The organism is Streptomyces rubellomurinus (genome assembly GCF_000961885.1).
GTDB lineage: Bacteria > Actinomycetota > Actinomycetes > Streptomycetales > Streptomycetaceae > Kitasatospora > Kitasatospora rubellomurina.
Window position 1 is genome coordinate 24,766 of the sequence record NZ_JZKH01000007.1, and the last position, 22,034, is coordinate 46,799.

Below are 22,034 nucleotides of genomic sequence, written 5' to 3' on the forward strand. Positions count from 1 at the left end.
GGGCGCGGAGGGAATCACGGCGGGGCGAGGAGGGGCGGCGGTGGGGAATTCGGGCGGGATGTCCGGGGCGGGATATCGTGGGTGTGATAGCCACCGCAGCACTTTGAGGCACCTGTGACCACTCCCAGCGCCAAGCGCGCCCCCCGCCCGCACCGCCGTCCGAAGAAGGACCCGGCCCGGATCGTCGCGTTCCGCGCGCTGCGCGCCGTCGACGAGCGGGACGCCTACGCCAACCTGATCCTGCCCTCCCTGCTGCGCGAGGCCGAGCAGAAGGGCATGGACCGGCGCGACGCCGCGCTCGCCACCGAGCTGGTCTACGGCACCCTGCGCCTGCAGGGCACCTACGACGCCGTCATCGCGGCCTGCGTCGACCGGCCGCTCAGCAAGGTCGACCCGCCGGTGCTCGACGTGCTCTCGCTCGGCGCCCACCAGCTGCTCACCACCCGCATCCCCACCCACGCGGCCGTCTCGGCGACCGTCGAACTGGCCCGGGTGGTGCTCGGCGACGGCAAGGCGAAGTTCGTCAACGCCGTGCTGCGCCGGATCAGCGCGCACGACCTGGACACCTGGATCGAGCAGGTCGCCCCGCCGTACGACCAGGACGCCGAGGACCACCTGGCGGTCGTGCACTCCCACCCCCGCTGGGTGGTCGCCGCGCTCTGGGACTCGCTCGGCCGCTGGCAGCCGGACGCCTCCGGGCGCACCGCGATGGAGGAGCTGCTGCGCGCCGACAACGAGCGGCCCGAGGTCACCCTGGTCGCCCGCCCCGGGCGGGCCACGGTCGGCGAGCTGGCCGACGCGCTGCCGGAGGCCGAGCCCGGCCGCTGGTCGCCGTTCGCGCTGCGCCTCGCCGAGGGCGGCGACCCGGGCGCGCTGGACGCCGTCCGGGAGAACCGGGCGGGTGTGCAGGACGAGGGCAGCCAGCTCGTCGCCCTCGCCCTGGCCTCGGCGCCGGTGGACGGCCCGGACCGGCTCTGGCTGGACGGCTGCGCCGGCCCCGGCGGCAAGGCCGCGCTGCTCGGGGCGCTGGCCGCCGAGCGCGGCGCGGCGCTGGTCGCGAGCGAGAAGCAGCCGCACCGGGCCCGGCTGGTGGCCCGGGCGCTGGAGGGCAACCCCGGCCCGTACACCGTGATCGCGGCGGACGGGACCCGGCCGGCCTGGAAGTCCGGCGGCTTCGACCGGGTGCTGGTCGACGTGCCCTGCTCCGGCCTGGGCGCGCTGCGCCGGCGGCCGGAGGCCCGCTGGCGGCGCCGGCCGGCCGACGTCGCGGCCTTCGGGCCGCTGCAGCGGGACCTGCTGCGCTCGGCGATCGAGGCGACCCGGGTCGGCGGGGTGGTCGGCTACGCGACCTGCTCGCCGCACCTCGCCGAGACCCGGGCCGTGGTGGACGACGTGCTGCGCGGCGAGGGCGGCCGGGTCGAGTGGATCGACGCGCGGCCGCTGCTGCCCGGCCTCCCGGCGCTCGGGGACGGGCCGGACGTGCAGCTGTGGCCGCACCTGCACGGGACGGACGCGATGTACCTGGCGCTGCTGCGGCGTACGGCCTGAGGCCGGCGGTGTGATGGCCTGCCGGTCCGACGGTCAGGTCGGCAGGCTGCTGAGGAGGGCGCGCGCCTGGGTGCGGAGCTCCTCGACCGGGACGTTGTCGCAGACCACCTCCAGGCCGAGCGCGGGCCCCAGCCGGGTGTTCGACCAGGACTGGAAGACGAAGTACGGGCGGTGGTCGGCCTGCGGTTCGGTGGCCAGGTGGAGGGTCGCGCCGCCCGGGAACGGCCAGCCGGAGGGATCGCCCGGATCCTCGAACTCCCAGTCGTACTGGTACGGCGCGGGTTCGGTGGGCAGGTCGAGCAGGGTCCGGGCGAACTCGCGGACCTCGTCCGGGCCCGCGAACGGCATCGTTTCGCTGCCCCAGCGGTTGCCGACCTCCAGCTCCCAGCCGTCGCCGGCGCGCTGGACGGACAGCGACCACCAGCCCTGCTCGTCGTGCGACTCGCAGTCGATGATCGGATCCATGGTCAACCTCCTGGTGGCAGGCGGGAGTTCGAGGACCCGCAGGGGCAGTGTGCCCCGGCGGCGGGGGTCGGCGCGCGGGGATTTTCGGGGCGGAGCTGCCGTCAGTCGGTGGCCGGGTGCCAGGGGCGGCCCGGGCGGGTGGGGACCGGCGCCGAGGTGAGGCGCAGTGCGTACACCTCGTGGTCGGTGGCCGGGTGCGGGACCGGGCCGAGGTAGTCGTGGCCGGTGAGGTGGCACCAGGCGGGCAGGTCGAGCGGCGCGGCCGGGTCGGTGGTGCGGATGTGGACGACGGCGCCGGCCGGTAGGTGGGCGATCGTGGCGCGCAGGCGGAGCAGGAGCTGGACGCAGAGCAGGCCGGTGCCGTCCACGGTGAGGTCGGGGGTGTCGGTCACGGGTGCTGCCCTTTGCGCGGAAGCGGATGCGTCCGGCCCAGCCTAGGAGGCCGGGTCGACGGGACGCTGGTCGGGGGCGGTGCCGCCGGCGCGGGTGAGGAGGGTGGTGAGCCGGTCGAGGTCGTCGGGGCTCCAGCGCTCGGCTGCGAAGTGTTCGGCGGCGACCTTGCGGGCGGTGTAGCGCATCTCGGCGAGCCGGTCGCGGCCGGTGGGGGTGAGGGCGGCGTAGGCGACCCGCGCGTCGCGGGCGGCGGTCTCGCGGGAGACCAGGCCGATCCGCTCCAGCGGGGCGAGGCCGCGGGTGACGCCGGAGGCGGTGAGGCCGAGGGCTTCGGCGAGGTCGACGCGGCGCATCCGGCCGCCGGGGGCCTGGCCGAGGTGGAGCAGCAGGGTGAAGTCGGAGAGGCTGACTCCGTGCAGGCCGCTGAGGCTCGCGTCGAAGCGCTTCACCAGGGCGGCCTGGGCGCGGACCAGCCGCAGGGCGGTGTCCAGCGGGTCGGGCGTCGGGGTCGGCGTCGGGTCGGGGATTGTCATTGCCACCTCCTTGACTACTCAAGCATAGGGTACGGGAGAGCCGTCAAGGAGGTGGCGGGGGGAGGGGGGTGTGGCTACCGGGAGGGCTGTGCGGCCTGGCGCTTCCGGCGCTTGCCGAGCGGCGCCTGGGACAGGTCCTCGGCCTGGGAGCGGAGGTTCTTGTGGCCGTAACCGCGCTCGGCCAGCCAGGCGAGCGCCGCCCGCTCGGCCCGCTCGGTGGCGAGCAGGATGTCCGCTTCTTCCTCGCCCTCGTCGAGGAAGCGGAAGGTGAACGCGGCACGGGCGGTGAGGTCGTAGCTGAGGTGGCCCTCGCGGGTGAAGGCGGCGTGCAGCACGTCGTGCTCGGCGGCCTCGGCCTGGAGGGCGGCGCGCTGCTCGTCGGTGAGGCCGTCGAAGACGCCGCGCACCATGATGCGGAAGGTTCGGATGGTCATTCCCCGACGATAGGCGCGCGGACTGCCCGGCCGCCAACGCGTATTCGACCCTCACGCGCCCGGCGCCGGGTCGGCGAGGGCGCGGACTTCGGCAACGCCGGGTTTTCCATGCTCTTTGTTCCGGATCTTCCCGGGCTCTGCGACGATCCGAAGATCGCCGCCCTCGCTGAGCGGGGGCGGTCCGGGCAGGGGAGAGAAGAGACCGGGATGGCCGATGGGCCCGTGGACGACGGCGTCCTGGGGAGGTGGCGGGGCGGCCGGATCGCCCTGGACAAGGAGACCTGGCTGGTGGTCTCCGGCGGGGTGCTGGGCGCCATGTTCGCGGCCATGGGGCTGGCGGTGCTGTTCGGCCCGGCCAACGGCTTCGGCGGCCCCGGCCTGTCGTACATGGGGATCGGCAGCGTCCTCGGCCTGATGCCCTGCGGCGCCGGCCTGGTGTGGGCGCTGATCCACCCCCGGTACGGCTTCCCGTCGATCGCGGCGGGCGCGCTGCTCGGCCTCGGCCTGTTCCTCTGGTTCGCCGGGGACGGGCTGAACGACGCCTGGAAGGCCGCGGCCGACCGGCCGTCCACCGTCCGCGCGGTCGGCAGCTGGACCAGCGGCGACCTGGTCGTCCGGGTGCGGCCCGACCAGGTGGTGGCCTACCGGGGCGCCACCGGGGCCGTCGCCTGGCGCTGGACGCCGCCCGGCGAGGACTCGGTGTGCGCGATGAGCCGCGGCGTCGGGGCCGGCCGGCTCGGGCTGCTCGGGCACTCGCCGCACGACCGGCCCTGCGCCGCCGTCACCGCGCTCGACCTCGCCACCGGCGCGGCGGACTGGACGGCGGCCGTGGACGCCCCCGCCCGGGACGGCGACTCGGCCGCGCCCGACCAGATCGCCGTCGCCGGCGACCGGGCCGTCCTGCAGGAACGCGAAGCCTGGCGGGCCGTCCGGCTGGCCGACGGCGGCCCGCTGTGGCGCAGCGCCGTCGACGCCGGCTGCTCGCCGCTGGAGGTCGCGGGCGGGGCGGACGAGGTGGTGACCGTCGCGCAGTGCGGCGCCGCCGCGCCCGTGCTGCGCTCGCTGGCGCCCGCGGACGGGCGGGAGCGCTCGCGCACCGCCCTGCCCGCGGCCGGCGGGCTGAAGAACCTCGCCGTGGTGTCCGTCGACCCGCTCGCCGTCTGGGTCGACGCGCAGGCCGAGCGCGGCACCCACGCGGTGCTCAGCTACGACGCCGCGGGGCGGCAGCGGGCGGCGATACCGGTCTCCGGGGACGAGTACGACCTCGACGTGATGCTCGGCGGCGTGCACGCCTTCGACGAGTTCAACGCCCGGCCGCTGTTCGGCGGGGTGGTGGTCGGCGACCTGTTCATCGCCCCCGCCCAGAAGCCCGGGGACGTCCGGATCGGCGGCGGGAAGAACCCCAGCCGGATCGCCACCGGGCGGCTGGTCGCCTACTCGCTGGCGGACGGGCGGCAGCGGTGGACGGCCGCGCTCGACGACCAGGTCACCGGCGTGCTGGCGGACGGCGGCTCGGTGTGGGCGCTCACCCGCAACTCCCTGACCAGGGTCGACGCGGCCACCGGGCGCCGGACCAGGGAGCTGGACGTGAACGACACCGCCTCGCTGTACCCCGTCGACCTCTCGGCCTTCGGGGGCGAGCGCTTCACCGTCGTCGCCGAGGACGGCACCCGGGACGAGCCGCCGGTGCGCGGGCTGAACTGACCCGGTCCGCCGGTGCGGGGCCGGGCGGGATCCGGAAGAGCGGCCTCCGCCCGAGCCGACCCGGTCGGGGCCGGTTGTGTCAGGCTGGTGGGGGAGCACCGCCGAGACGACCGATCGGGAGGCTCGTGATGGCCGGGATCAGCGTGAACGGGGTCTCGCTGCACTACGAGGCCAGCGGCTCCGGCCCCGGCGTCGTCCTGGTGCACGGCTCGTGGAGCGACGGCGACACGTGGGCCCGGGTGGTGCCCGGCCTCGCCGCGCGCACCACCGTCGTCACCTACGACCGGCGCGGCCACAGCCGCAGCGAGGACCCGCTCACCCAGGGCTCGGTGCACGAGGACGCGGCCGACCTCGCCGAACTGATCCACGCCCTCGGCCTCGCCCCGGCCTACGTCTACGGCGACTCCTACGGCGCCCTCGTCACGCTCCGGCTCGCCGCCGCCCGCCCCGACCTGCTGCGCGGCCTCGCCGTCCACGAGCCGCCCGGCACCGGCATCCTGCTCGCCGACCCCGACCTGCGGCCGATCGGCACCGCCTTCGCCGACCGGATCGCCGCCGTCCGGGAGCTGCTGGAACAGGCCGAGTCCGCCGCGGCCGCCGAGCTGTACGTCGACACCCTCGCCTTCGGGCCGGGCGCCTGGGAGCAGCTGCCGGCGCCCGTCCGGCACACCTACGTCCGCAACGCGCCCACCTACCTGGACGAGCTGCGCGACCCGGACGCCCTCGACCTCGACCTGGTCGGCCTCGCCCGCTACGGCGACCCGGCGCTGCTCACCCAGAGCGACGACAGCGCGCCGATGTTCGGCGAGGTGCTGGACCTCATCGACCTCACCCTGCCGAAGGCCGAGCGCCACCTCTACGAGGGCGCCGGGCACGCCCCGCACCTGGCGCAGCCGGAGGAGTGGGTGCGGGTGGTGCTGCCGCGCGCGCTCGCGTAGCGGCCACCGGGCCCGTCCCCTCCGGACCTGGTCCGGAACGTTCTGTCGGGTGTGCTCCGGGGACCGGAACGCCCGGTTCGTCCGCCTTCCGCGGCCCGACGACGGCCCGACGACGGCCCGACGATTCGACACTGGTCGAATCCTGGCGCGAACGCTCGCCAACCGGGCGCCCCCGGGCACAAGCTTCTCCCTGACCGCGTCGGACCGGACGCGGCACGACCGGGAGGACGAACATGACGAGCACGCGTGGCCGCGTCGCCGCCCTGCTGGGCACCGTCGCGGTGGTCGCCGGCACCACCCTCGCCACCCCCGCCGCCGCGACGCCGGACCCGGGCCGCCGCGGCGGCGGAGTCGCCGGCCAGGCACCCTGCCAGGGCGCGCCCGAGTACGTCTGCGGAACCGTCGACGTGCCGCTCGACCACAGCGGCGCCACCCCCGGCACCCTCACCCTCGACGTCGCCATGACCGGCAACGCCGACGCCCCCAAGGGCGACCTGCTCTTCCTCACCGGCGGCCCCGGCCAGCCCGGCGTGCCGTTCCTCGGGAGGCTCTCCACCAAGCTGGCGCCGCTGCTGAAGGACTACCGGATCGTCGTGTACGACCAGCGCGGCACCGGGCGGCACGCCCTCGACTGCCCGGGCCTGCAACAGGACATGGGCTCCTCCGACCTCGCCGTGCCGAGCAGGCGGTCCGTCGCGGACTGCGCCGCCACCCTCGGCCCGAACGCCCGCTACTACAGCACCGCGGACACCGTCGAGGACATCGACGTGCTGCGCCGGGACCTCGGCGACAAGCGGCTGACCATCGACGGCGTCTCCTACGGCAGCTTCGTCGCCGAGCGGTACGCGCTCGCCCACCCGGCGCACGTCAACGCCCTGGTGCTCGACTCCGTGGTGCCGCAGCAGGGTTACGACCCGCTCGACCTGGTCGCCCTGCCCGCCACCGCCCGGGTCCTGGGCGCCGCCTGCCGGGCCACCGGCTGCACCACCGACCCGGCCGCCGACCTCGCCGCGACCGTGCGGCGGTACGGCAACGGGGCGCAGATCCTGGACGCCCTCACCAGCTACGAGTTCGCCGACCCGAACTACGGCGGGGTGGCCGAGTACCTGCACGAGGCCGCGGCCGGGAAGCCGGAGAAGCTCCGGGCGTTCATCGACGACGTCCACACGAACGACGCCGCCCCCGCCGAGGCGCTCAGCCAGGGCCTGCACGCCGCCACCCTGTGCGCGGACGGCGTCTACCCGTGGGGCACCGCGGACACCCCGGTCGAGGGCCGGGCGGCCGACCTGGCGCAGACCCGGGCCGAGCTGGCCGCCGACCCCGAGCTGACCTGGCCGTACGACGCGGCGACCGCGACCGGGCTCGGCAGCCTGCTGGTCTGCGAGGACTGGCCGCGCATGCCGGTGCCGCCGGCGCCGCCGGAGCACCGCAAGCTGCCCAACGTGCCGGTGCTGCTGCTCGGCGGCGACCGGGACCTCTCCACGCCGTACGAGTGGCTCTACCGGGAGGCGGCTTCCGCCCACGACCCGACGATCGTGATCGTCCCCGGGGCGGCGCACTCGGTGCAGAACCGGGCGGCGAACCCGGCCGGGCGGCAGGCGGTGTTCGACTTCCTGCTCGCGTAGGGCGGGGTTGATCGGGCGGCGGGTCGTTCCGTACAGGGGTCGGAACGACCCGCCGCCGGTTCTACCGGCGGTCCGGGGTGTCGGCGCCCCAGCCGTCGTCGGGGAGGGTGCGGTCGGGCTCGGGGCAGTCCGGGTGGTCGTAGCCCCAGAGGCTGACCGTGTGCAACAGCCAGTCGGCGGCGGGCGGTTGGTCGCGGTCGATGCGGTCGATGCGGTCGACCAGGACGAGGGCCACCCGCACCTCCGGGGCCGGGGCCACCTCCAGGGTGCGCTGGCCGGGGATGTGCTCGTACGTCACCGTCTCCCAGCGGCAGCCGGCGGCGGTGAGCGCGGCGGTCAGCGCGGACTCGGTGACCCGGGTGTCGTAGGTGGTGAACTCCTCGCCGGGCTCGGGGAGTTCGAGCTCGCCGTGCCAGGTCGGCAGGGAGAGCGAGCGGAGCCGGCGGCAGCGGCAGAACACCGTCCAGACGTCGCCCCAGCCGAAGGCGTGCGGCCAGCGCGAGTCCTTGTGGACGCGCCCGCAGTCGTACGGATCGCCGAAGCGGGCCGCGAGTTCGGGCAGCGAGGCGTCGTAGCGCAGCGCGGCGCCGAGGCCGCCGGTGGTGGCGAGCTCGGTGAGCCGGTGCGCGAAGGCGGCGGCTACAGGCATCCGCGCACCGCCTCGATCAGGCGGTTGGCCCGGGCGTCGCCGTGGCCGATCATCCGGTTCGCGACGTAGGCGAAGCCGACGCCGAACTCGCCGTCGCCGAAGGCGAACTGGCCGCCGGCGCCGTCGTTGCCGAAGCTGCGGGCGCCGAGCAGCGGGCGGAAGGCGGGGGAGTCCAGCAGGAAGCCGGAGCCCCAGCGGGCGCCCAGGTCGAAGCCCAGGTAGCCGGCGCCGGCGGAGAGTTCGCGGGTGGCGTCGGCGAGGGTGGCGGGCGAGAGCAGCGGCTCGCCGCCGTCCAGGCCGGTCGCGGCGGCCGCGTACAGGCCGGCCAGGCCGCTCGCGGAGGCGACGGCGCCCGCGCCCGGCAGCTCGATCGCGTGCAGGGCCGGGTCGTTCCAGCCGCGCGGGACGTCCAGGCCGGGGAAGACCAGGGCGCCGTTCATCGTCACGATCCGGGTCAGCAGGTGCTCCGGGCCGGGCATCGGGCGGCGGCCCTCGGCCTCCACCAGGCGGGCCACGTGCGGGAGTTCGTGGTGCGGCAGGCCGAGGTAGACCGGGAGGTCGGGGAGCTCCGCGCGCAGGAAGGCGCCCGGCGTCCGGCCGGTGATCCGGCGGATCACCTCGCCGACCGCGAAGCCGAGCACATGGCCGTGGTACTCGTAGGTGCTGCCCGGCTCCCACAACGGCGGCTGGTCCTCGATCGCGCGGACCACCGGCTCCCAGGCGGCGATCTGCTCGAAGGTGAGCGCCGCGTCCAGGGCCGGGATGCCGGCGCGGTGGCCGAGGATCATCCGGGTGGTGATCGCCTGCTTGCCGTGCCGGGCGAACTCGGGCCAGTAGCGGGCGACCGGGGCGTCCAGGTCGAGCCGGCCGCGCTCGGCGAGCAGGTGGGCGGCGATGCCCACCGCGCCCTTGGCGCAGGAGAACACCGGGACGAGCGTGTCCCGCACCCACGGCCGCCCGGTGCGCTCGTCGGCGGTGCCGCCCCACAGCTCCACCACCTTGCGGCCGCCGACGAACACCGTGACGGCGGCGCCGAGTTCGGGGAACTCCGCGAAGTTGCGGCCGAAGACGTCGGCGACGGCGCCGTACCGCTCGTCCGCCCAGCCCTGGTAGTCCTGCATGGTGTACCGCCCCGTTCTGTTCGCACGTCATGGCGCCCGACATCTCGCGCGACGTGCCGCATGGTGTCTGCCAAGATCAACGACCGGACCACGCTACGGGGTCGGGACCCGCAGGACGACGGGTTTTCCCCGGACTGGGGCGGATGGGGCAGGTGAGGCGGGGTGCGCCCGCGCTGTGGGAGGAGCGGGGTGGACCTGTCGGAGTCGACCGCGCGCCGGGAGCGCCGGTGGCCGGGCAGCCGGCCGGTCGGACACGAGATCGACGCGCGGGAAGTCGGCCCGGCCGACTTCCTGATCCGTTGGTGCGGCGGGTCAGGAGGGCGGTCCGCACCTCGGAGTGCGCCGAGGCTGTGGGGCACGGGCGGATCAGTGCGCGCCTGTCCGTGCGCCCCGTCGCAGCGGGCGGTGCGGCCAGGCGGCGGCCGCGAGGGCGGTGCCGATGCCGACGAAGGCCGCGACTCCGGCCGGGAGGATCCAGCCGGTGATGCGGGCGTCCTCCGCGCCGGTGCCGAGCGCGCCGAGCAGCGCGGTCAGCAGGCCGTACGGGATCAGCAGCGTGCCCGCCCAGGCGGGGGCGAGCAACAGGCGCCGTAGCAGGGGGTTTTGGGGGAGGTGGCGGGCGACGACGAAGGCCAGCGCGACACCCGTGAGAGCGAGCACGGCGGTGAAGTCGACGCCGTGGTGCTCCAGCCGGATCAGGGCAGCGGGCCCGCCGTTGCGGCGGAACTCGTCCGCGAGCGAGAAGCCGTCCGCGAGTCCGGCCCGGCCGCCGGCCGCCCAGTAGGTCTTCATCGCGACGTACGGCAGGGCGAGGCTGCCGGCCAGGGTGACGGTGCGCAGCTGGTGGCGGGTCATGTCGGGCTCCCGTGTTCGGTGGTGGTCCCATGGTCGGGCGGCGGTGCTCCGGCGGGCGTCCTGCCGGGGGACGGGGTGGGGCCGGTGTCTCCCTCGGGCGGGCCTCCTCCCGGGGGAGCGGGCCCTCCCCCCGGTGGGGGAGCCGTGTGCCGGGAGGCGGGGGTGGGCAGGCTCGTTCGGGTACCGAGCTGAACCGAACCGAGGAGGCCCGAGTTGGCCGCAGTCCACGAATCAGTGCTCGACGCGATCGGCGGGACGCCGCTGTTCCGCCTCGCCCGCCTCGGCGCCGGGCTCGCCGCGCCGGTGTACGCCAAGGCGGAGTTCTTCAACGTCGGCGGCAGCGTCAAGGACCGCGCGGCGCTCTCCATGGTGCTGGCCGCCGAGCGGGAGGGGCTGCTGAAGCCGGGCGGGACGATCGTCGAGGCGACCTCCGGCAACACCGGCATCGGGCTGACCATCGTCGGGCGGCAGCGCGGGTACCGGGTGATCGCCGGGGTGTCGGACAGGTCGGCGGCGGAGAAGTCGGACATCCTGCGGGCGTACGGGGCCGAGGTGGTGACCGCCGCGACCTCCGTGCCGCGGGAGGATCCGAGCCACCTTTTCAACGTCGTCCGCCGGCTGGTGGCGGAGATCCCCGGCGCCTGGCTCGCCGACCAGTACGACAACCCGGCCAATCCCGACGCGCACCTGCGCACCACCGGCCCCGAGATCTGGGAGCAGACCGCCGGCCGGGTCACCCACTTCGTCGCGGGCGTCGGTACGGGCGGCAGCATCACCGGCACCGGCGAGTACCTGAAGCGGGTCAGCGGCGGCGCCGTGCGGGTGGTCGGCGCCGACCCGGAGTCCTCGATGTACGGCGGCGGCGACGGCAGCCCCTGGTACGTCGAGAGCATCGGCCACTTCCTGCACCCCGAGACCGTCGAGGACCGCTGGCCCAAGGCCTACCGGGCGGAGGCGGTGGACACCTTCGAGTGCATTCCGGACCGCGAGTCGCTGCTGACCGCCCGCCGGCTCGCCCGCGAGGAGGGCATCCTGGCCGGCCCGTCCTCCGGCACGGCGGTCGCGGCGGCGCTGCGGGTGGCCCGGCGGCTGGGGCCGGACGACCTGGTGGTGGTCCTGCTGCCGGACTCCGGGCGGTCCTACCTGTCCAAGGTGCACAGCGACGCGTGGATGCGGCAGTGGGGCTTCCTGGAGGACGGGGACGGCCTGCGGCCCCTGCTGGACGCCGCCGGCCTGCTGGTGGCGGTGACCGCGGACACCACCGTGGCCCGGGCGCTGGAGGCGCTGCGCACCGCGCCGGGCGGGGTCGCGCCGGTCCTGTTGGCGCGCGGGGCGCGGCCGTACGGGGTCGCCGCGTCCGAGGTGGTCGGCACGGCGTCGCGGGAGGTGCTGGCGGCGGCGCTCGCGGACGGCTCCGTCCGGGCGGAGGACCCGGTGGGCGGGCTGCTCGGGCCGGCCCTGCCGGTGGTCGGGGTGGGCCAGCCGGTCGGCGAGGCGCGGGAGGCGCTGGGGGAGGCGCACCCGGCGGTGGCGGTGCTGGTGGACGGGCGGGTGGCGGGGGTGCTGCCGCGGGCGGCGCTGCTGGCGTAGGGCCTTCGGTCGTGCGGCCCGGGCCGGCTCGGCCCGGGCCGCGTTCGGCCGCTGTGCGCTACTCCCCGGGCGGCGTCAGGACGGCCAGGATCACCCGGTCCAGGGAGCGGTCGAAGACCCGGGCCGGATCGGCCGGCCGGCCGGCGGTCGCGAACGCCTGGGCGAGGTGCGGGTACTGGCCGCTCATCGCCGCCTGGGTGAGGTAACCCACCATCTCCGCCTGCCACTTGGCGCCCGCGGCGGCGGTCTGCTCGTACTGGGCGAACTGGCACAGGAAGCCGTTGAACATCGCCATCGCCTCCATCCGCGTGCCGCCGGGCAGGCCGGTGGCGGCGGTGACGGCCAGGAAGTGGTCGGTGTAGCGCAGCGCGTTGGGCCCGATGCCGGGCCGGGAGAGCACCAGGCCGGGCAGCCAGGGGTGGCGACGGAAGATGGCGAGCTGCTGGTGCGCGAGGTCGGCGAGGTCGGCCCGGACGTCGCCGCTCGGCTCCGCCGGGAACCGGTACTCGGCGACGGCCGCGTCGAGCATCAGGTCGAGCAGGTGCTCCTTCTTCGGCACGTAGTTGTAGAGCGACATGGTGCCCGCGCCGAGCGCGGCCGCGACGCGGCGCATCGAGACGGCGTCCAGGCCCTCGGCGTCGGCGATCCCGATGGCGGCGGCGGCGATGGAGTCGCGGCTGTGGGCCGGGCGGGGGCCGCGGCCGGTGCGCTCGGGGCGCAGCCAGATCAGTTCGGGGGCCTCGGGGGGCGTGGGGCGCCCGGGTTGATCCGGGCTGCCGGGCTGATCCGGCCTGCCCGGCTGATCCGGATTGTCGGGACTGTCGGGACTGTCGGGACTGCTGGGGGGCTTGCTGGACGGCACGGAAGATCACCTCGCGCTCCCATCTTAGATACGTACGGCGTACGTAGTACGATACGTGGGCACGAGCTTCTACGTACGCTGTACCTAGAGAAGGGGCAGAGCCATGTCCGATGTCACCCGGCCCGCCATCGAGATGGCGGGCGTCGAGAAACGCTTCGGCGCCACCGAGGCCCTGCGCGGCCTCGACCTGGCCGTCCCCGCCGGCACCGTCTGTGGCCTGCTCGGCCCCAACGGCGCCGGCAAGACCACCGCCGTGCGCGTGCTCGCCACCCTGGTCGCCCCCGACCGGGGCGTCGCCCGGGTCGCCGGGCACGACGTCGTCCGCGCCGCCGAGGAGGTGCGGCGCGCCATCGGCCTCGCCGGCCAGTACGCCGCCCTGGACGAGGGCATCACCGGCCGCGACAACCTGCGGATCTTCGGGCGGCTGCACCGCCTCGGCGCCCGCGGGGCCCGGCGGCGCGCCGACGAACTGCTGGAGCGCTTCGGACTCGCCGACGCCGGCGACCGGCTGGTGCGCACCTACTCCGGCGGCATGCGCCGGCGCCTCGACCTGATCGCCAGCCTGGTCACCAGCCCGCCGGTGCTCTTCCTCGACGAGCCCACCACCGGGCTCGACCCGCGCAGCCGCCAGGGGATCTGGGACACCGTCAAGGAACTGGCGGACGGCGGCACCACCGTGCTGCTCACCACCCAGTACCTGGAGGAGGCCGACCGGCTCGCCGACGAGATCGTGGTCGTCGACCACGGCGCCGCGATCGCCACCGGCCCGCCCGACCGGCTCAAGGCGGCGATCGGCAGCGAGGTCTCCGTCACGCTCGTCGATCCCGGCCGACTCCCCGCCGCCTCCGCGGTGGTGACCGCGCTGGCCGGCGGCGAGGCGCAGCTGGACGTGGCCGCGCGGACGGTCACCGTGCTGACCGAACCCGGCCGTGCCGTCCTGCTGCCCGCGCTGGTGCGGGAGTTGGACGCCGCCGGCGTCGCCGCCGAGGACGTCGCGGTGCGCGCGCCCTCGCTGGACGACGTGTTCCTCGCGCTCACCGGGGAGGCGCGAGTGAAGCCCGAGCTGACCGTTCTCGAAGGGGAGGCCGCCTGATGGCCACGGCCGTGTACACCGCCTCGCGTCCGTCCACCGGTGGCCGGCTGGCCTCCGACACCTGGACGTCGATGCTCCGCGTGCTGCTCAACTACCGCCACTCGCCGGGCCTGTTGGTCGCCTCGCTGGCCGTGCCGGTGCTCATGGTGGTGGTCTTCGGGTACGTCTTCGGCAGCGCCATGCAGGTGCCCGGCGGCGGGGACTACCGGGAGTTCCTGATGCCCGGCCTGTTCGCCATGGTCGCCACCAACGGCATCATGCCCACCATGGTCGGCGCCGCCCGCGACGTCGGGCGCGGCGTCACCGACCGGCTGCGGTCGATGCCGGTCTCCCGCGCCGGACTGCTGCTCGGCCAGACCCTGGCCGACCTGCTGGTCAGCGTCGTCGTCATGGCGCTGATGGCGCTGGTCGGGCTCGCCGCCGGCTGGCGCGCCCGGCACGGGCTCGCCGACACGGCGGAGGCCTTCGCGCTGCTGCTGCTCTTCCGGTTCGTGATGACCTGGGTCGGCACACTGCTCGGCCTGGCCGTGGGCAAGGAGGAGCAGGCCGGTCAACTCGCCGTCGCGGTCTTCCCGCTGGCGATGATCACGAACGCCTACGTGCCCACCGGCGGGATGCCCGGCTGGCTGCGCGCCGTCGCCGACTGGAACCCGATCAGCGCCGTCGTCCAGGCCTGCCGGGAGCTGTTCGGCAACCCGTCCGCGCCCGGCGCCGCCTGGCCGATGCAGCACGCCGCGCTCACCGCGCTGCTGTGGAGCGCCGCCCTGCTCGCGCTCTGCGGGCCGCTGGCCGTACGGAAGTTCGCCACCCACGGGCGGTAGTCCCGCGAGCCCGGATCAATGTGCTGGACACCGGTGCCGGTGCGGCGGAAGGTGGGCGTCATGGAGTACACCCACCTCGGCCGCACCGGCCTGACCGTCTCCCGCCTCTGCCTCGGCACCATGAACTTCGGCCCGCACACCGAGGAAGCCGACGCCCACGCCATCATGGACACCGCGCACGAACGCGGCATCAACTTCTTCGACACCGCCAACACCTACGGCCGCGACAGCGAAGGCCGGCAGCAGGGCCGCACCGAGGAGATCATCGGCCGCTGGTTCGCCCGCGGCGGCGGCCGCCGCGAGCGCACCGTCCTCGCCACCAAGGCCTACGGCAACACGAGCGACTGGCCCAACGACGGCAAGCTCTCCGCGCTCGCCATCCGCAAGGCCGTCGAGGCCAGCCTGCGGCGGCTGCAGACCGACCACATCGACGTCTACCAGATGCACCACATCGACCGGGACACGCCCTGGGAGGAGATCTGGCAGGCGATGGAGGTCCTGGTCGCCCAGGGCAAGGTCATCTACGTCGGCTCGTCCAACTTCGCCGGCTGGCACATCGCCCAGGCCCAGGAGGCCGCCCGCTCCCGCAACTTCCTCGGCCTGGTCAGCGAGCAGTCGCTGTACAACCTGCTCGACCGCACGGTCGAGCTGGAGGTCGTCCCGGCCGTCCGGCACTACGGCCTCGGCCTCATCCCGTGGTCCCCGCTGCGCAGCGGCCTGCTCGGCGGCGTCCTGCGCAAGGAGCGCGAGGGCACCCGGGTGCGCGGCGCCATGGGCCTCGCGAGCGAACTGCTGGACAAGCACCGCGACCGGATCCAGGCCTACGAGGACTTCGCCGACGAACTCGGCGCCGACCCGGCCGAACTCGCCCTCGCCTGGCTGCTCAGCCGCCCCGCCGTCACTGCCCCGATCGTCGGCCCCCGCACCCCGGCCCACCTGGACGCGGCCGTCCGGGCCCTCGACCTGACGCTCGACCAGAAGACCCTCGACCGCCTCGACGAGATCTTCCCCGGCCACCGCCCCGCCCCGGAGGACTACGCCTGGTAGCGCCCGGCTGGTGGGGCCCCGCTGATGGGGCCCCGCTGGTGAGGCCCCGCGCCCGCCCCGGCACCGCGCCGGGGCGGGCGCGTTGTGGTAGCAAGGCGGGCATGACGGGAGAGCGCGGAGAGCGTGGGGCGTACCACCACGGGGCGTTGCCGGAGGCGTTGGTGGCGGCGGCGCTGGAGGTGTTGGACGAGCAGGGGCAGGAGAAGGTCAGCGTCCGGGAGGTGGCGCGGCGGGCGGGGGTGTCGGCGGGGGCGCCGTTCCGGCACTTCGCCGATCGCCGGGCGCTGTTGACGGCGCTGGCCGACCGGGTGCTGGCGGACTACGCGTGCTGGCAGGAGGCGCAGGTGGCCGCCTCGGACGCGGCCGGCAGGTCGGGGATGCGGGCGCTCGGCCTGGGGTGCGTCCGGTACGCGCTGCGGCACCCCCGGCGGTTCGAGCTGCTGCGCTCGCGGGCGTTCACGGCGGTGCGGGATCCCGAGTTGCGGGACCAACTGGAGTTCTTCGACCGGGCGTTGACCGGCCAGGTGGCGGCGGACCAGGCGGCCGGAAAGCTCCGCCCGGGAGATCCGGAGGTGGTCGGTCTGGCCGGGCAGGCGCTGGTGTACGGGCTGGCGCAGATGATCGTGGACGGCTACCTGCCGGCCGAGAAGGCGGAGGAGCTGGCCGTCCGGGTGCTGGACACCTTCGGCGAAGGGGTCGCCAACCGGCCTGGGCGGTAACCGAATTGTGGCTGCGGCGAGCCTTGACCGGCCTGGCGCCCGCTGATGTAATCGCCGATTACATAGTGCGTGGATCCGGGGAGGCCGGAAATGCCCTTGTTCGCGAAGACGCAACCGGGCTACACCACCGCCGCCGCGACCGGCGACACCGTGGTGCTGCTGATCGGGATGCGGATCAACCGGTTCTGGGCCGTGCACCACTGGGCCCCGCTCATGTTCGCGATGTTCCGGATGCTGCACGAGCTGCGCCGCAGCCCCGAGCGCGGCCTGCGCGGCCGCGTCCTGCTCACCGCCTCGCCGCGCACCTGGTACGTCGTCCAGTACTGGGAGTCCAAGGAGAAGCTGTACCGCTACGCGAGCGCGCCGGACGGCTTCCACCACACCGTGTGGGGCATCGCCAACCGCATGGTGAAGGAGGGGAAGACGCACCGGCACGTCGGGCTCTGGCACGAGACGTACATCGTGCCGGAGGGCGGCTACGAGTCGATCTACTTCGACATGCCCGCCTTCGGCCTGGCCGGAGCCACCGGCGTGATCCCGGTGGAGGAGCGCGGCCGGCGCGCGGCGCAGCGGCTGGCCTACCGGAGCGGCGCCGGCGGTGCGGGGGAGCCGAACGGGTCGAAGGAGCCGAGCGGCGCGGGGATGCGGGACGGCGAGGCGGCGGTGGGGGACGGCGCGGCGGGCGCGTAGGTGGGGGCGTCCGGCCAGTCGGGCGAGTCCGGCCCCAGCGTGAACGCCAGGTAGATCCACGGCGCGAAGAGCAGGAACGCGCCCATCGCCACCAGGAACAGCACGCCCGGAGCGACCCTCTTCACCGTTGCCTCCCGTGTCCTCGTCCCCAGCGTGATCACGCTGGGGACGCGCCGCGGGCCGGCGCCTGAGTACGGGTGCTCAAGGAGTGTCGTGAGTCGCCCGGTCACCCCGGGCGTGAGAGCGTCTGGGCATGGCGGACAGGGCGACGGACAACACCGCGGACCGGGCCGGGGCACCGGTGGTGCACGAGGTGCCGTACCACTCGCAGTGGGAGTCGGCGGAGCTGGTGCGGGCGATCATCGACGGGCGGCTGGATGCGGCCGAGGACCCGCGCTGGGGCCAGTCCGGCGCCGACACCCCGGAGGAGTACGCCTGGTGGTCGTGGCGGCTGTGCGGGGTGGCCTGCCTGCGGATGGCGCTGGACCACTGGTGGGGGGTGGCCCCGCCGGCGCTGGCGCTGGCGGACGAGTGCGTGAAGGCCGGCGCGTACGTCCGGGACGGCGAGAGCCTGCGCGGGCTGGTGCACACGCCGTTCGCGGCGTACGTGCGGGAGCGCTGGGGGCTGGCCGCGCAGGCCCGGGAGGCGAGCCCGGAGGAGGTGGCGGCCGAGGTGGCCGGCGGTCGGCTGGTGATGCTGTCGGTGCACCCGTCGATCCGGGAGCCGGCCGGGCCGGAGCCGGTGCGCCGGGGCGGCCACCTGGTGCTCGCGGTGGGCGTCACGGACACGTCGCTGGTGATCCACAACCCGTCCGGGTTCCCGGGGGAGTCGCAGGAGTTCGCGCACGTGCCGTGGCGCTCGTTCGGGCAGTTCTACGCCGGGCGGGCGATCATTCTCGGCCCGCCCGGCGGTGAGGGTCGGGCGGCCTCCGGCAGCCCGGCCGCCGGTGGCTAGGAGTTCTCCGGCAGCCCGACCGGGTACCACGGCAGGCTGCCCCGACAGAGTGCCGAGATCGGCTTCAACGCGGCGGCCAGCCGGTCGAGTTCGGCGCGCGGGTAGTCCTCCCAGACCCGGGCGGCGGCCAGGTCGGTGGCGGCTTCCAGGGCCTGGTGGCGGATCCGGCCGAGCTCGGTGACGGTGCCGGCGGGCGTCAGCCAGCCGCGCTCGACCAGGCGGCCGGCGGCGGCCTCCCACTCGGCGTCGGTCCAGCCGCGCACCGGCTGGACCTGCTCGCGGCGCATGTCCATCGCGCAGCGGACGACCAGCGCCTCGCAGCCGTCCAGGCCGGCCGCGACCAGGGCGGCCACGTGGCCGTCGCCGCGGTGTTCGCGCATCACCGTGGTGGCCTGCCAGAGCCGTTCGAACAGTCCGGTGGGCCGGGGGAGGGCGGCGTTGGCGGCGGCCAGCACCCGGCCGGCGCAGTCCAGCCGGGCCGCGGCCTGCTCCAGCGTCTCCGTCGCCCGCTCGACCTGCTCGCGGTCGACGTGCTCCAGCAGCCGGGCCAGCGCCTGCCCCGCTCCCTTGGACCGGGCCGCCAGCGTCTCCTGCGGGCTCGCCAGTGACCACAGCGAGGGGAGCGCGCGCTCCACCATCGGCGGGGCGAAGCCGAAGAACGCGGCGATCACCGGCGGTGCGTCCACCGGGCCCAACGGGGCGGCGCGGCCGCCGAAGTAGCCGCGCCAGAAGCCGCGCAGTCCGGCCTCCTCGAAGGCGCCGAGGCACTCGGGCTGGAAGTAGGTGACGGCGTGCACCGGTTCGAAGAGCCACCACAGTGCGCGGGCGGGGTGGACGAGATCGGCCATCGGGAGACCTTCCTCGGACGGGCTCCGGGCGGGGCGGGCGCGGGGAGCGGGGCGGGACGGGGACGGCCGGGCGCTCGGCGGGGCCGCTCACGTGCTGATGACCCCGGCGGGGGCCCGGGTAATCCCGGAGCCGGGTGTGATGACGGTCACGCGGGCGGTGTCTCCGCCCCGGCCCCGCCCCGGCCCCGGCCCGTCCGCGTGCCCGGCCGCCCCCGGCCGCCCCCGGCCGTCCCCGGCCGTCCGCGCGTCCGGCTACCGGGGCGCCGTCACCGGTGGCATCGCGAGCGGGTTGATCGGCATCTGCTCGCGGCAGAGCGCCGCGATCGGCGTCAACGCGTCCGTCAGCCGGTCGAGTTCGCCGTCCGGCCGGTCCTCCCACACCCGGCCGGCGGTCAGGTCGGTGGCGGCTTCCAGGGCCTGGTGGCGGATCCGGCCGAGCTCGGTGACCGTGCCGGCGGCCGTCAGCCAGCCGCGCTCGACCAGGCGGCCGGCGGCGGCCGCCCACTCCTCGTCCGTCCATCCGCGCAGCGGCTGCAGCACCTCGCGGCTGGCCTCCAGCGCGCAGTGCAGCACCGGCGCCTCGCAGCCGTCCAGGCCGGCCGCGACCAGGGCGGCCACGTGGCCGTCGCCGCGGTGCTCGCGCAGCACGGTCGCGGCCTGCCAGAGCCGTTCGAAGAGTCCGGTGGGCCGGGGCAGCGCGGCGTTGGCGGCGGCCAGCACCCGGCCGCCGCAGTCCAGTCGGGCCGCGGCCTGCTCCAGCGCCTCGGTCGCCCGCTCGACCCGCTCCCGGTCGACGGGCGCCAGCAGCCGGGCCAGCGCGGCCGCCGCGCCCTCGGCCCGGGCGGCCAGCGCCTGCTCGGGGCTCGCCCGCGTCCACACCTCCGGCAGGGCCTGCTCGACCCGGGCCGGGGCGAAGCTGAACAGCGCGGCGACCGCCGGCGGCGCGTCCACCGGGCCCAGCGGGGCGCAGCGGCCGGCGAAGTAGCCGAGCCAGCCGCCGTCCAGCCCGATCGCCTCGAAGGCGGCCCGGCTCTCGGGCTGGAGGAAGGCGACGGCGTGCACCGGCTCGAAGAGCCGCCACAGTGCGCGGGCGGGGTGGACGGGAGCGGACATCGGGAGGCCTTCCTCGGTGGGGTGCGGGGCGGGTGGGGCGCGGCGGACGGGCCGCTCACGTGCTGATGACCCCGGCCGCCGCCGCGGTAACCCCCGGGGCGGGTGTGATCACGGTCACCCGTGGCTCGCCGGGGGCGGTCGGCGCCCGCGCGGCGCGCGAGAATGGGGCGAGGTGCCCGTCGCCGGGCGCCCAGGTCCCCTCAAAGTCCTCGCACGAAGGTAGTCGGCCATGGCCCAGATCAACCCCAGCATCCTGTCCGCGGACTTCGCCCGGCTCGCCGAGGAGGCCGAGGCCGTCCGGGGTTCCGACTGGCTGCACGTGGACGTCATGGACAACCACTTCGTGCCCAACCTGACCCTCGGCGTCCCGGTCGTCGAATCGCTCGCCCGCGCCACGGACACCCCGCTCGACTGCCACCTGATGATCGAGGACCCGGACCGCTGGGCCCCGCAGTACGTCGAGGCCGGCGCCGGCTCGGTCACCTTCCACGTCGAGGCCGCCGCCGCGCCCGTCCGCCTGGCCCGGGAGATCCGCGCCAAGGGCGCCCGCGCCTCCATGGCGCTCAAGCCCGGCACCCCGATCGAGCCCTACGAGGACCTGCTCCCCGAGCTGGACATGCTGCTGATCATGACCGTCGAGCCCGGCTTCGGCGGCCAGGCCTTCCTGGACATCATGCTGCCGAAGATCCGCCGCACCCGGGAGCTGATCGCCAAGCACGACCTGGAGCTGTGGCTGCAGGTCGACGGCGGCGTCTCCGCCGACACCATCGAGCGCTGCGCCGAGGCGGGCGCCGACGTGTTCGTGGCCGGCTCGGCCGTGTACGGCGCCGAGGACCCGGCCGAGGCCGTCCGCAAGCTGCGCGAGCTCGCCGACAAGGCGACCGCCGAGGCCTGGTGGGCCTGCGAGCACTGAGCCCCCCGGGCTTCGGGCCTCCAGGGCTCCGGGCCTCCGGGGCTCCGGGCCTCCGGGGCAGCCGGACGGCCCGGCGCGGGTGGAGGGCCGGCGCCGGGTGACGGATGATCGGGGCGGACGCACGCCCCCTTCTCCGTACGGTGGTGGAACCGCATGAGCAACCTCGACCGCAAGCCCGCCCCGACCGCCTGCGGCCGGGAGGCCGCCATCGGCCCGGTGCGCGACCTGCTGGCGGCCCGCCAGGTCCGGCTCGGCGAGAGCACGGTGGTGCGCCGGCTGCTCCCCAACCTCGGCCGCCGGATGGTCGGCGCCTGGTGCTTCGTCGACCACTACGGCCCGGACGACATCGCCGACGAGCCCGGCATGCAGGTGCCGCCGCACCCGCACATGGGCCTGCAGACGGTCAGCTGGCTGCACCAGGGCGAGGTGCTGCACCGCGACAGCCTCGGCAGCCTGCAGACCGTCCGCCCGTACGAGCTGGGCCTGATGACCTCCGGCCGGGCGATCTCGCACTCCGAGGAGTCGCCCCGCCCGCACGCCCGCTACCTGCACGGCGCCCAGCTGTGGGTCGCCCTGCCGGACCCCCACCGGCACACCGCCCCGGCCTTCGAGCACCACCCCGACCTGCCCGTCGTCACCGCCCCCGGCCTGCGCGCCACCGTCATCCTCGGCACCCTCGACACCGCCACCTCCCCCGGCACCGCCTACACCCCCCTGGTCGGCGCCGACCTGGCACTCGCCGAGGGCGCCTCGCCGCGGCTGCCGGTCCTGCCGGACTTCGAGTACGCCGTCCTCGCGATGGCCGGCCGGATCGACGTGGACGGCGTCCCGGTGGAGCCCGGCTCGATGCTCTACCTCGGCTGCGGCCGCACCGCCCTCCCGCTGCGCGCCCACACCGACGGCGCCGTCCTGCTGCTCGGCGGCGCGCCCTTCGAGGAACGCCTCGTCATGTGGTGGAACTTCGTCGCCCGCACCGGTGAGGAGATCGCCGAGGCCCGGCGGGACTGGGAGCGCGGCAGCCGCTTCGGCGAGGTCCGCGGCTACGACGGCCTCCGCCTCCCCGCCCCCGACCTGCCGGCCACCCCGCTGAAGGCCCGGGGGCGGGAGCGCTGAGGCCG

Annotated in this window: 23 protein-coding genes; 13 read left to right on the plus strand and 10 right to left on the minus strand. The window is 75.6% G+C overall.

Annotated features, from left to right (window positions below; genetic code table 11):
* The first annotated feature begins 114 nt into the window (after positions 1-114).
* Positions 115-1,548: an RsmB/NOP family class I SAM-dependent RNA methyltransferase gene (locus VM95_RS05420; protein ID WP_045692887.1), complete on the plus strand. Its 1,434-nt coding sequence runs from the start codon at positions 115-117 to the stop codon at positions 1,546-1,548.
* A gap of 33 nt (positions 1,549-1,581) precedes the next feature.
* Here VM95_RS05420 and VM95_RS05425 read toward each other — a convergent pair whose 3' ends face one another.
* From VM95_RS05425 to VM95_RS05440, 4 genes are all read right to left on the minus strand, one after another.
* Positions 1,582-2,013, minus strand: a complete 432-nt coding sequence (locus VM95_RS05425) for a hypothetical protein (RefSeq protein ID WP_045692888.1) — start codon at positions 2,011-2,013, stop codon at positions 1,582-1,584.
* Between the two features lie 101 nt (positions 2,014-2,114).
* Positions 2,115-2,405, minus strand: a complete 291-nt coding sequence (locus VM95_RS05430; protein ID WP_045692889.1) for a sulfurtransferase TusA family protein — start codon at positions 2,403-2,405, stop codon at positions 2,115-2,117.
* Between the two features lie 42 nt (positions 2,406-2,447).
* Positions 2,448-2,939 (minus strand): MarR family winged helix-turn-helix transcriptional regulator, encoded by a 492-nt coding sequence (locus VM95_RS05435; protein ID WP_045692890.1) that lies wholly within the window; start codon positions 2,937-2,939, stop codon positions 2,448-2,450.
* A gap of 74 nt (positions 2,940-3,013) precedes the next feature.
* Positions 3,014-3,373 carry a DUF6204 family protein gene (locus tag VM95_RS05440; RefSeq protein ID WP_045692891.1) on the minus strand — a complete coding sequence of 120 codons (360 nt, stop codon included), beginning with the start codon at positions 3,371-3,373 and terminating at the stop codon, positions 3,014-3,016.
* Between the two features lie 207 nt (positions 3,374-3,580).
* Between VM95_RS05440 and VM95_RS05445 the strand changes: the two genes are divergently transcribed.
* From VM95_RS05445 to VM95_RS05455, 3 genes are all read left to right on the plus strand, one after another.
* Entirely contained in the window at positions 3,581-5,077 is a 1,497-nt protein-coding gene (locus VM95_RS05445; protein ID WP_167352893.1) for an outer membrane protein assembly factor BamB family protein, read from the plus strand.
* Positions 5,078-5,205: 128 nt separating this feature from the next.
* Positions 5,206-6,015, plus strand: a complete 810-nt coding sequence (locus tag VM95_RS05450; protein ID WP_045692893.1) for an alpha/beta fold hydrolase — start codon at positions 5,206-5,208, stop codon at positions 6,013-6,015.
* 233 nt (positions 6,016-6,248) lie between these two features.
* Positions 6,249-7,640, plus strand: coding sequence for an alpha/beta fold hydrolase (locus VM95_RS05455; RefSeq protein WP_052707157.1), 1,392 nt, complete (start codon positions 6,249-6,251; stop codon positions 7,638-7,640).
* 61 nt (positions 7,641-7,701) lie between these two features.
* Here the strand turns inward: VM95_RS05455 and VM95_RS05460 are convergent, their stop codons facing one another.
* The 3 genes from VM95_RS05460 to VM95_RS05470 form a co-directional block, all read right to left on the minus strand.
* The gene (locus VM95_RS05460; RefSeq protein WP_052707158.1) at positions 7,702-8,289 is read right to left on the minus strand and encodes a hypothetical protein; all 588 of its coding nucleotides are present in this window, start codon (positions 8,287-8,289) and stop codon (positions 7,702-7,704) included.
* Entirely contained in the window at positions 8,280-9,410 is a 1,131-nt protein-coding gene (locus tag VM95_RS05465; protein WP_045692894.1) for a serine hydrolase domain-containing protein, read from the minus strand. Before VM95_RS05465 ends, VM95_RS05460 begins: the two co-directional genes overlap by 10 nt.
* A 366-nt stretch (positions 9,411-9,776) precedes the next feature.
* Positions 9,777-10,265 (minus strand): hypothetical protein, encoded by a 489-nt coding sequence (locus VM95_RS05470; protein WP_045692895.1) that lies wholly within the window; start codon positions 10,263-10,265, stop codon positions 9,777-9,779.
* 213 nt (positions 10,266-10,478) lie between these two features.
* Between VM95_RS05470 and VM95_RS05475 the strand changes: the two genes are divergently transcribed.
* Positions 10,479-11,855: a pyridoxal-phosphate dependent enzyme gene (locus tag VM95_RS05475; protein ID WP_045692896.1), complete on the plus strand. Its 1,377-nt coding sequence runs from the start codon at positions 10,479-10,481 to the stop codon at positions 11,853-11,855.
* Between the two features lie 58 nt (positions 11,856-11,913).
* On the opposite strand, the gene VM95_RS05480 is transcribed toward VM95_RS05475, so the two are convergent.
* Positions 11,914-12,717 carry a TetR/AcrR family transcriptional regulator C-terminal domain-containing protein gene (locus tag VM95_RS05480; RefSeq protein ID WP_341845990.1) on the minus strand — a complete coding sequence of 268 codons (804 nt, stop codon included), beginning with the start codon at positions 12,715-12,717 and terminating at the stop codon, positions 11,914-11,916.
* Positions 12,718-12,820: 103 nt separating this feature from the next.
* On the opposite strand from VM95_RS05480, the gene VM95_RS05485 reads away from it, so the two are divergent.
* From VM95_RS05485 to VM95_RS05510, 6 genes are all read left to right on the plus strand, one after another.
* A complete protein-coding gene (locus VM95_RS05485; RefSeq protein WP_045692897.1) occupies positions 12,821-13,810 on the plus strand; it encodes a daunorubicin resistance protein DrrA family ABC transporter ATP-binding protein in 990 nt (329 codons plus the stop codon).
* Positions 13,810-14,631, plus strand: coding sequence for an ABC transporter permease (locus VM95_RS05490; RefSeq protein WP_045692898.1), 822 nt, complete (start codon positions 13,810-13,812; stop codon positions 14,629-14,631). The genes VM95_RS05485 and VM95_RS05490 overlap by 1 nt, the downstream gene beginning before the upstream one ends.
* A gap of 60 nt (positions 14,632-14,691) precedes the next feature.
* Positions 14,692-15,678: an aldo/keto reductase gene (locus tag VM95_RS05495; protein ID WP_045692977.1), complete on the plus strand. Its 987-nt coding sequence runs from the start codon at positions 14,692-14,694 to the stop codon at positions 15,676-15,678.
* A gap of 101 nt (positions 15,679-15,779) precedes the next feature.
* Complete coding sequence (locus tag VM95_RS05500; protein WP_045692899.1) at positions 15,780-16,397, plus strand: TetR/AcrR family transcriptional regulator; 618 nt, start codon at positions 15,780-15,782, stop codon at positions 16,395-16,397.
* 96 nt (positions 16,398-16,493) lie between these two features.
* Positions 16,494-17,087, plus strand: coding sequence for a DUF4188 domain-containing protein (locus VM95_RS05505; RefSeq protein ID WP_078859622.1), 594 nt, complete (start codon positions 16,494-16,496; stop codon positions 17,085-17,087).
* A 253-nt stretch (positions 17,088-17,340) separates the two neighbouring features.
* Positions 17,341-18,042, plus strand: coding sequence for a C39 family peptidase (locus tag VM95_RS05510; protein WP_045692900.1), 702 nt, complete (start codon positions 17,341-17,343; stop codon positions 18,040-18,042).
* Here the strand turns inward: VM95_RS05510 and VM95_RS05515 are convergent.
* Positions 18,039-18,890: an SCO6745 family protein gene (locus VM95_RS05515; RefSeq protein WP_045692901.1), complete on the minus strand. Its 852-nt coding sequence runs from the start codon at positions 18,888-18,890 to the stop codon at positions 18,039-18,041. The genes VM95_RS05510 and VM95_RS05515 overlap by 4 nt on opposite strands.
* 252 nt (positions 18,891-19,142) lie before the next feature.
* The gene (locus tag VM95_RS05520) at positions 19,143-20,003 is read right to left on the minus strand and encodes an SCO6745 family protein (protein WP_045692902.1); all 861 of its coding nucleotides are present in this window, start codon (positions 20,001-20,003) and stop codon (positions 19,143-19,145) included.
* A gap of 229 nt (positions 20,004-20,232) precedes the next feature.
* Here VM95_RS05520 and rpe point away from each other — a divergent pair, with 229 nt between their 5' ends.
* Positions 20,233-20,916: a ribulose-phosphate 3-epimerase gene (gene rpe, locus VM95_RS05525; protein WP_045692903.1), complete on the plus strand. Its 684-nt coding sequence runs from the start codon at positions 20,233-20,235 to the stop codon at positions 20,914-20,916.
* Between the two features lie 153 nt (positions 20,917-21,069).
* Positions 21,070-22,029, plus strand: coding sequence for a pirin family protein (locus VM95_RS05530; protein ID WP_045692904.1), 960 nt, complete (start codon positions 21,070-21,072; stop codon positions 22,027-22,029).
* Positions 22,030-22,034: the final 5 nt, after the last annotated feature.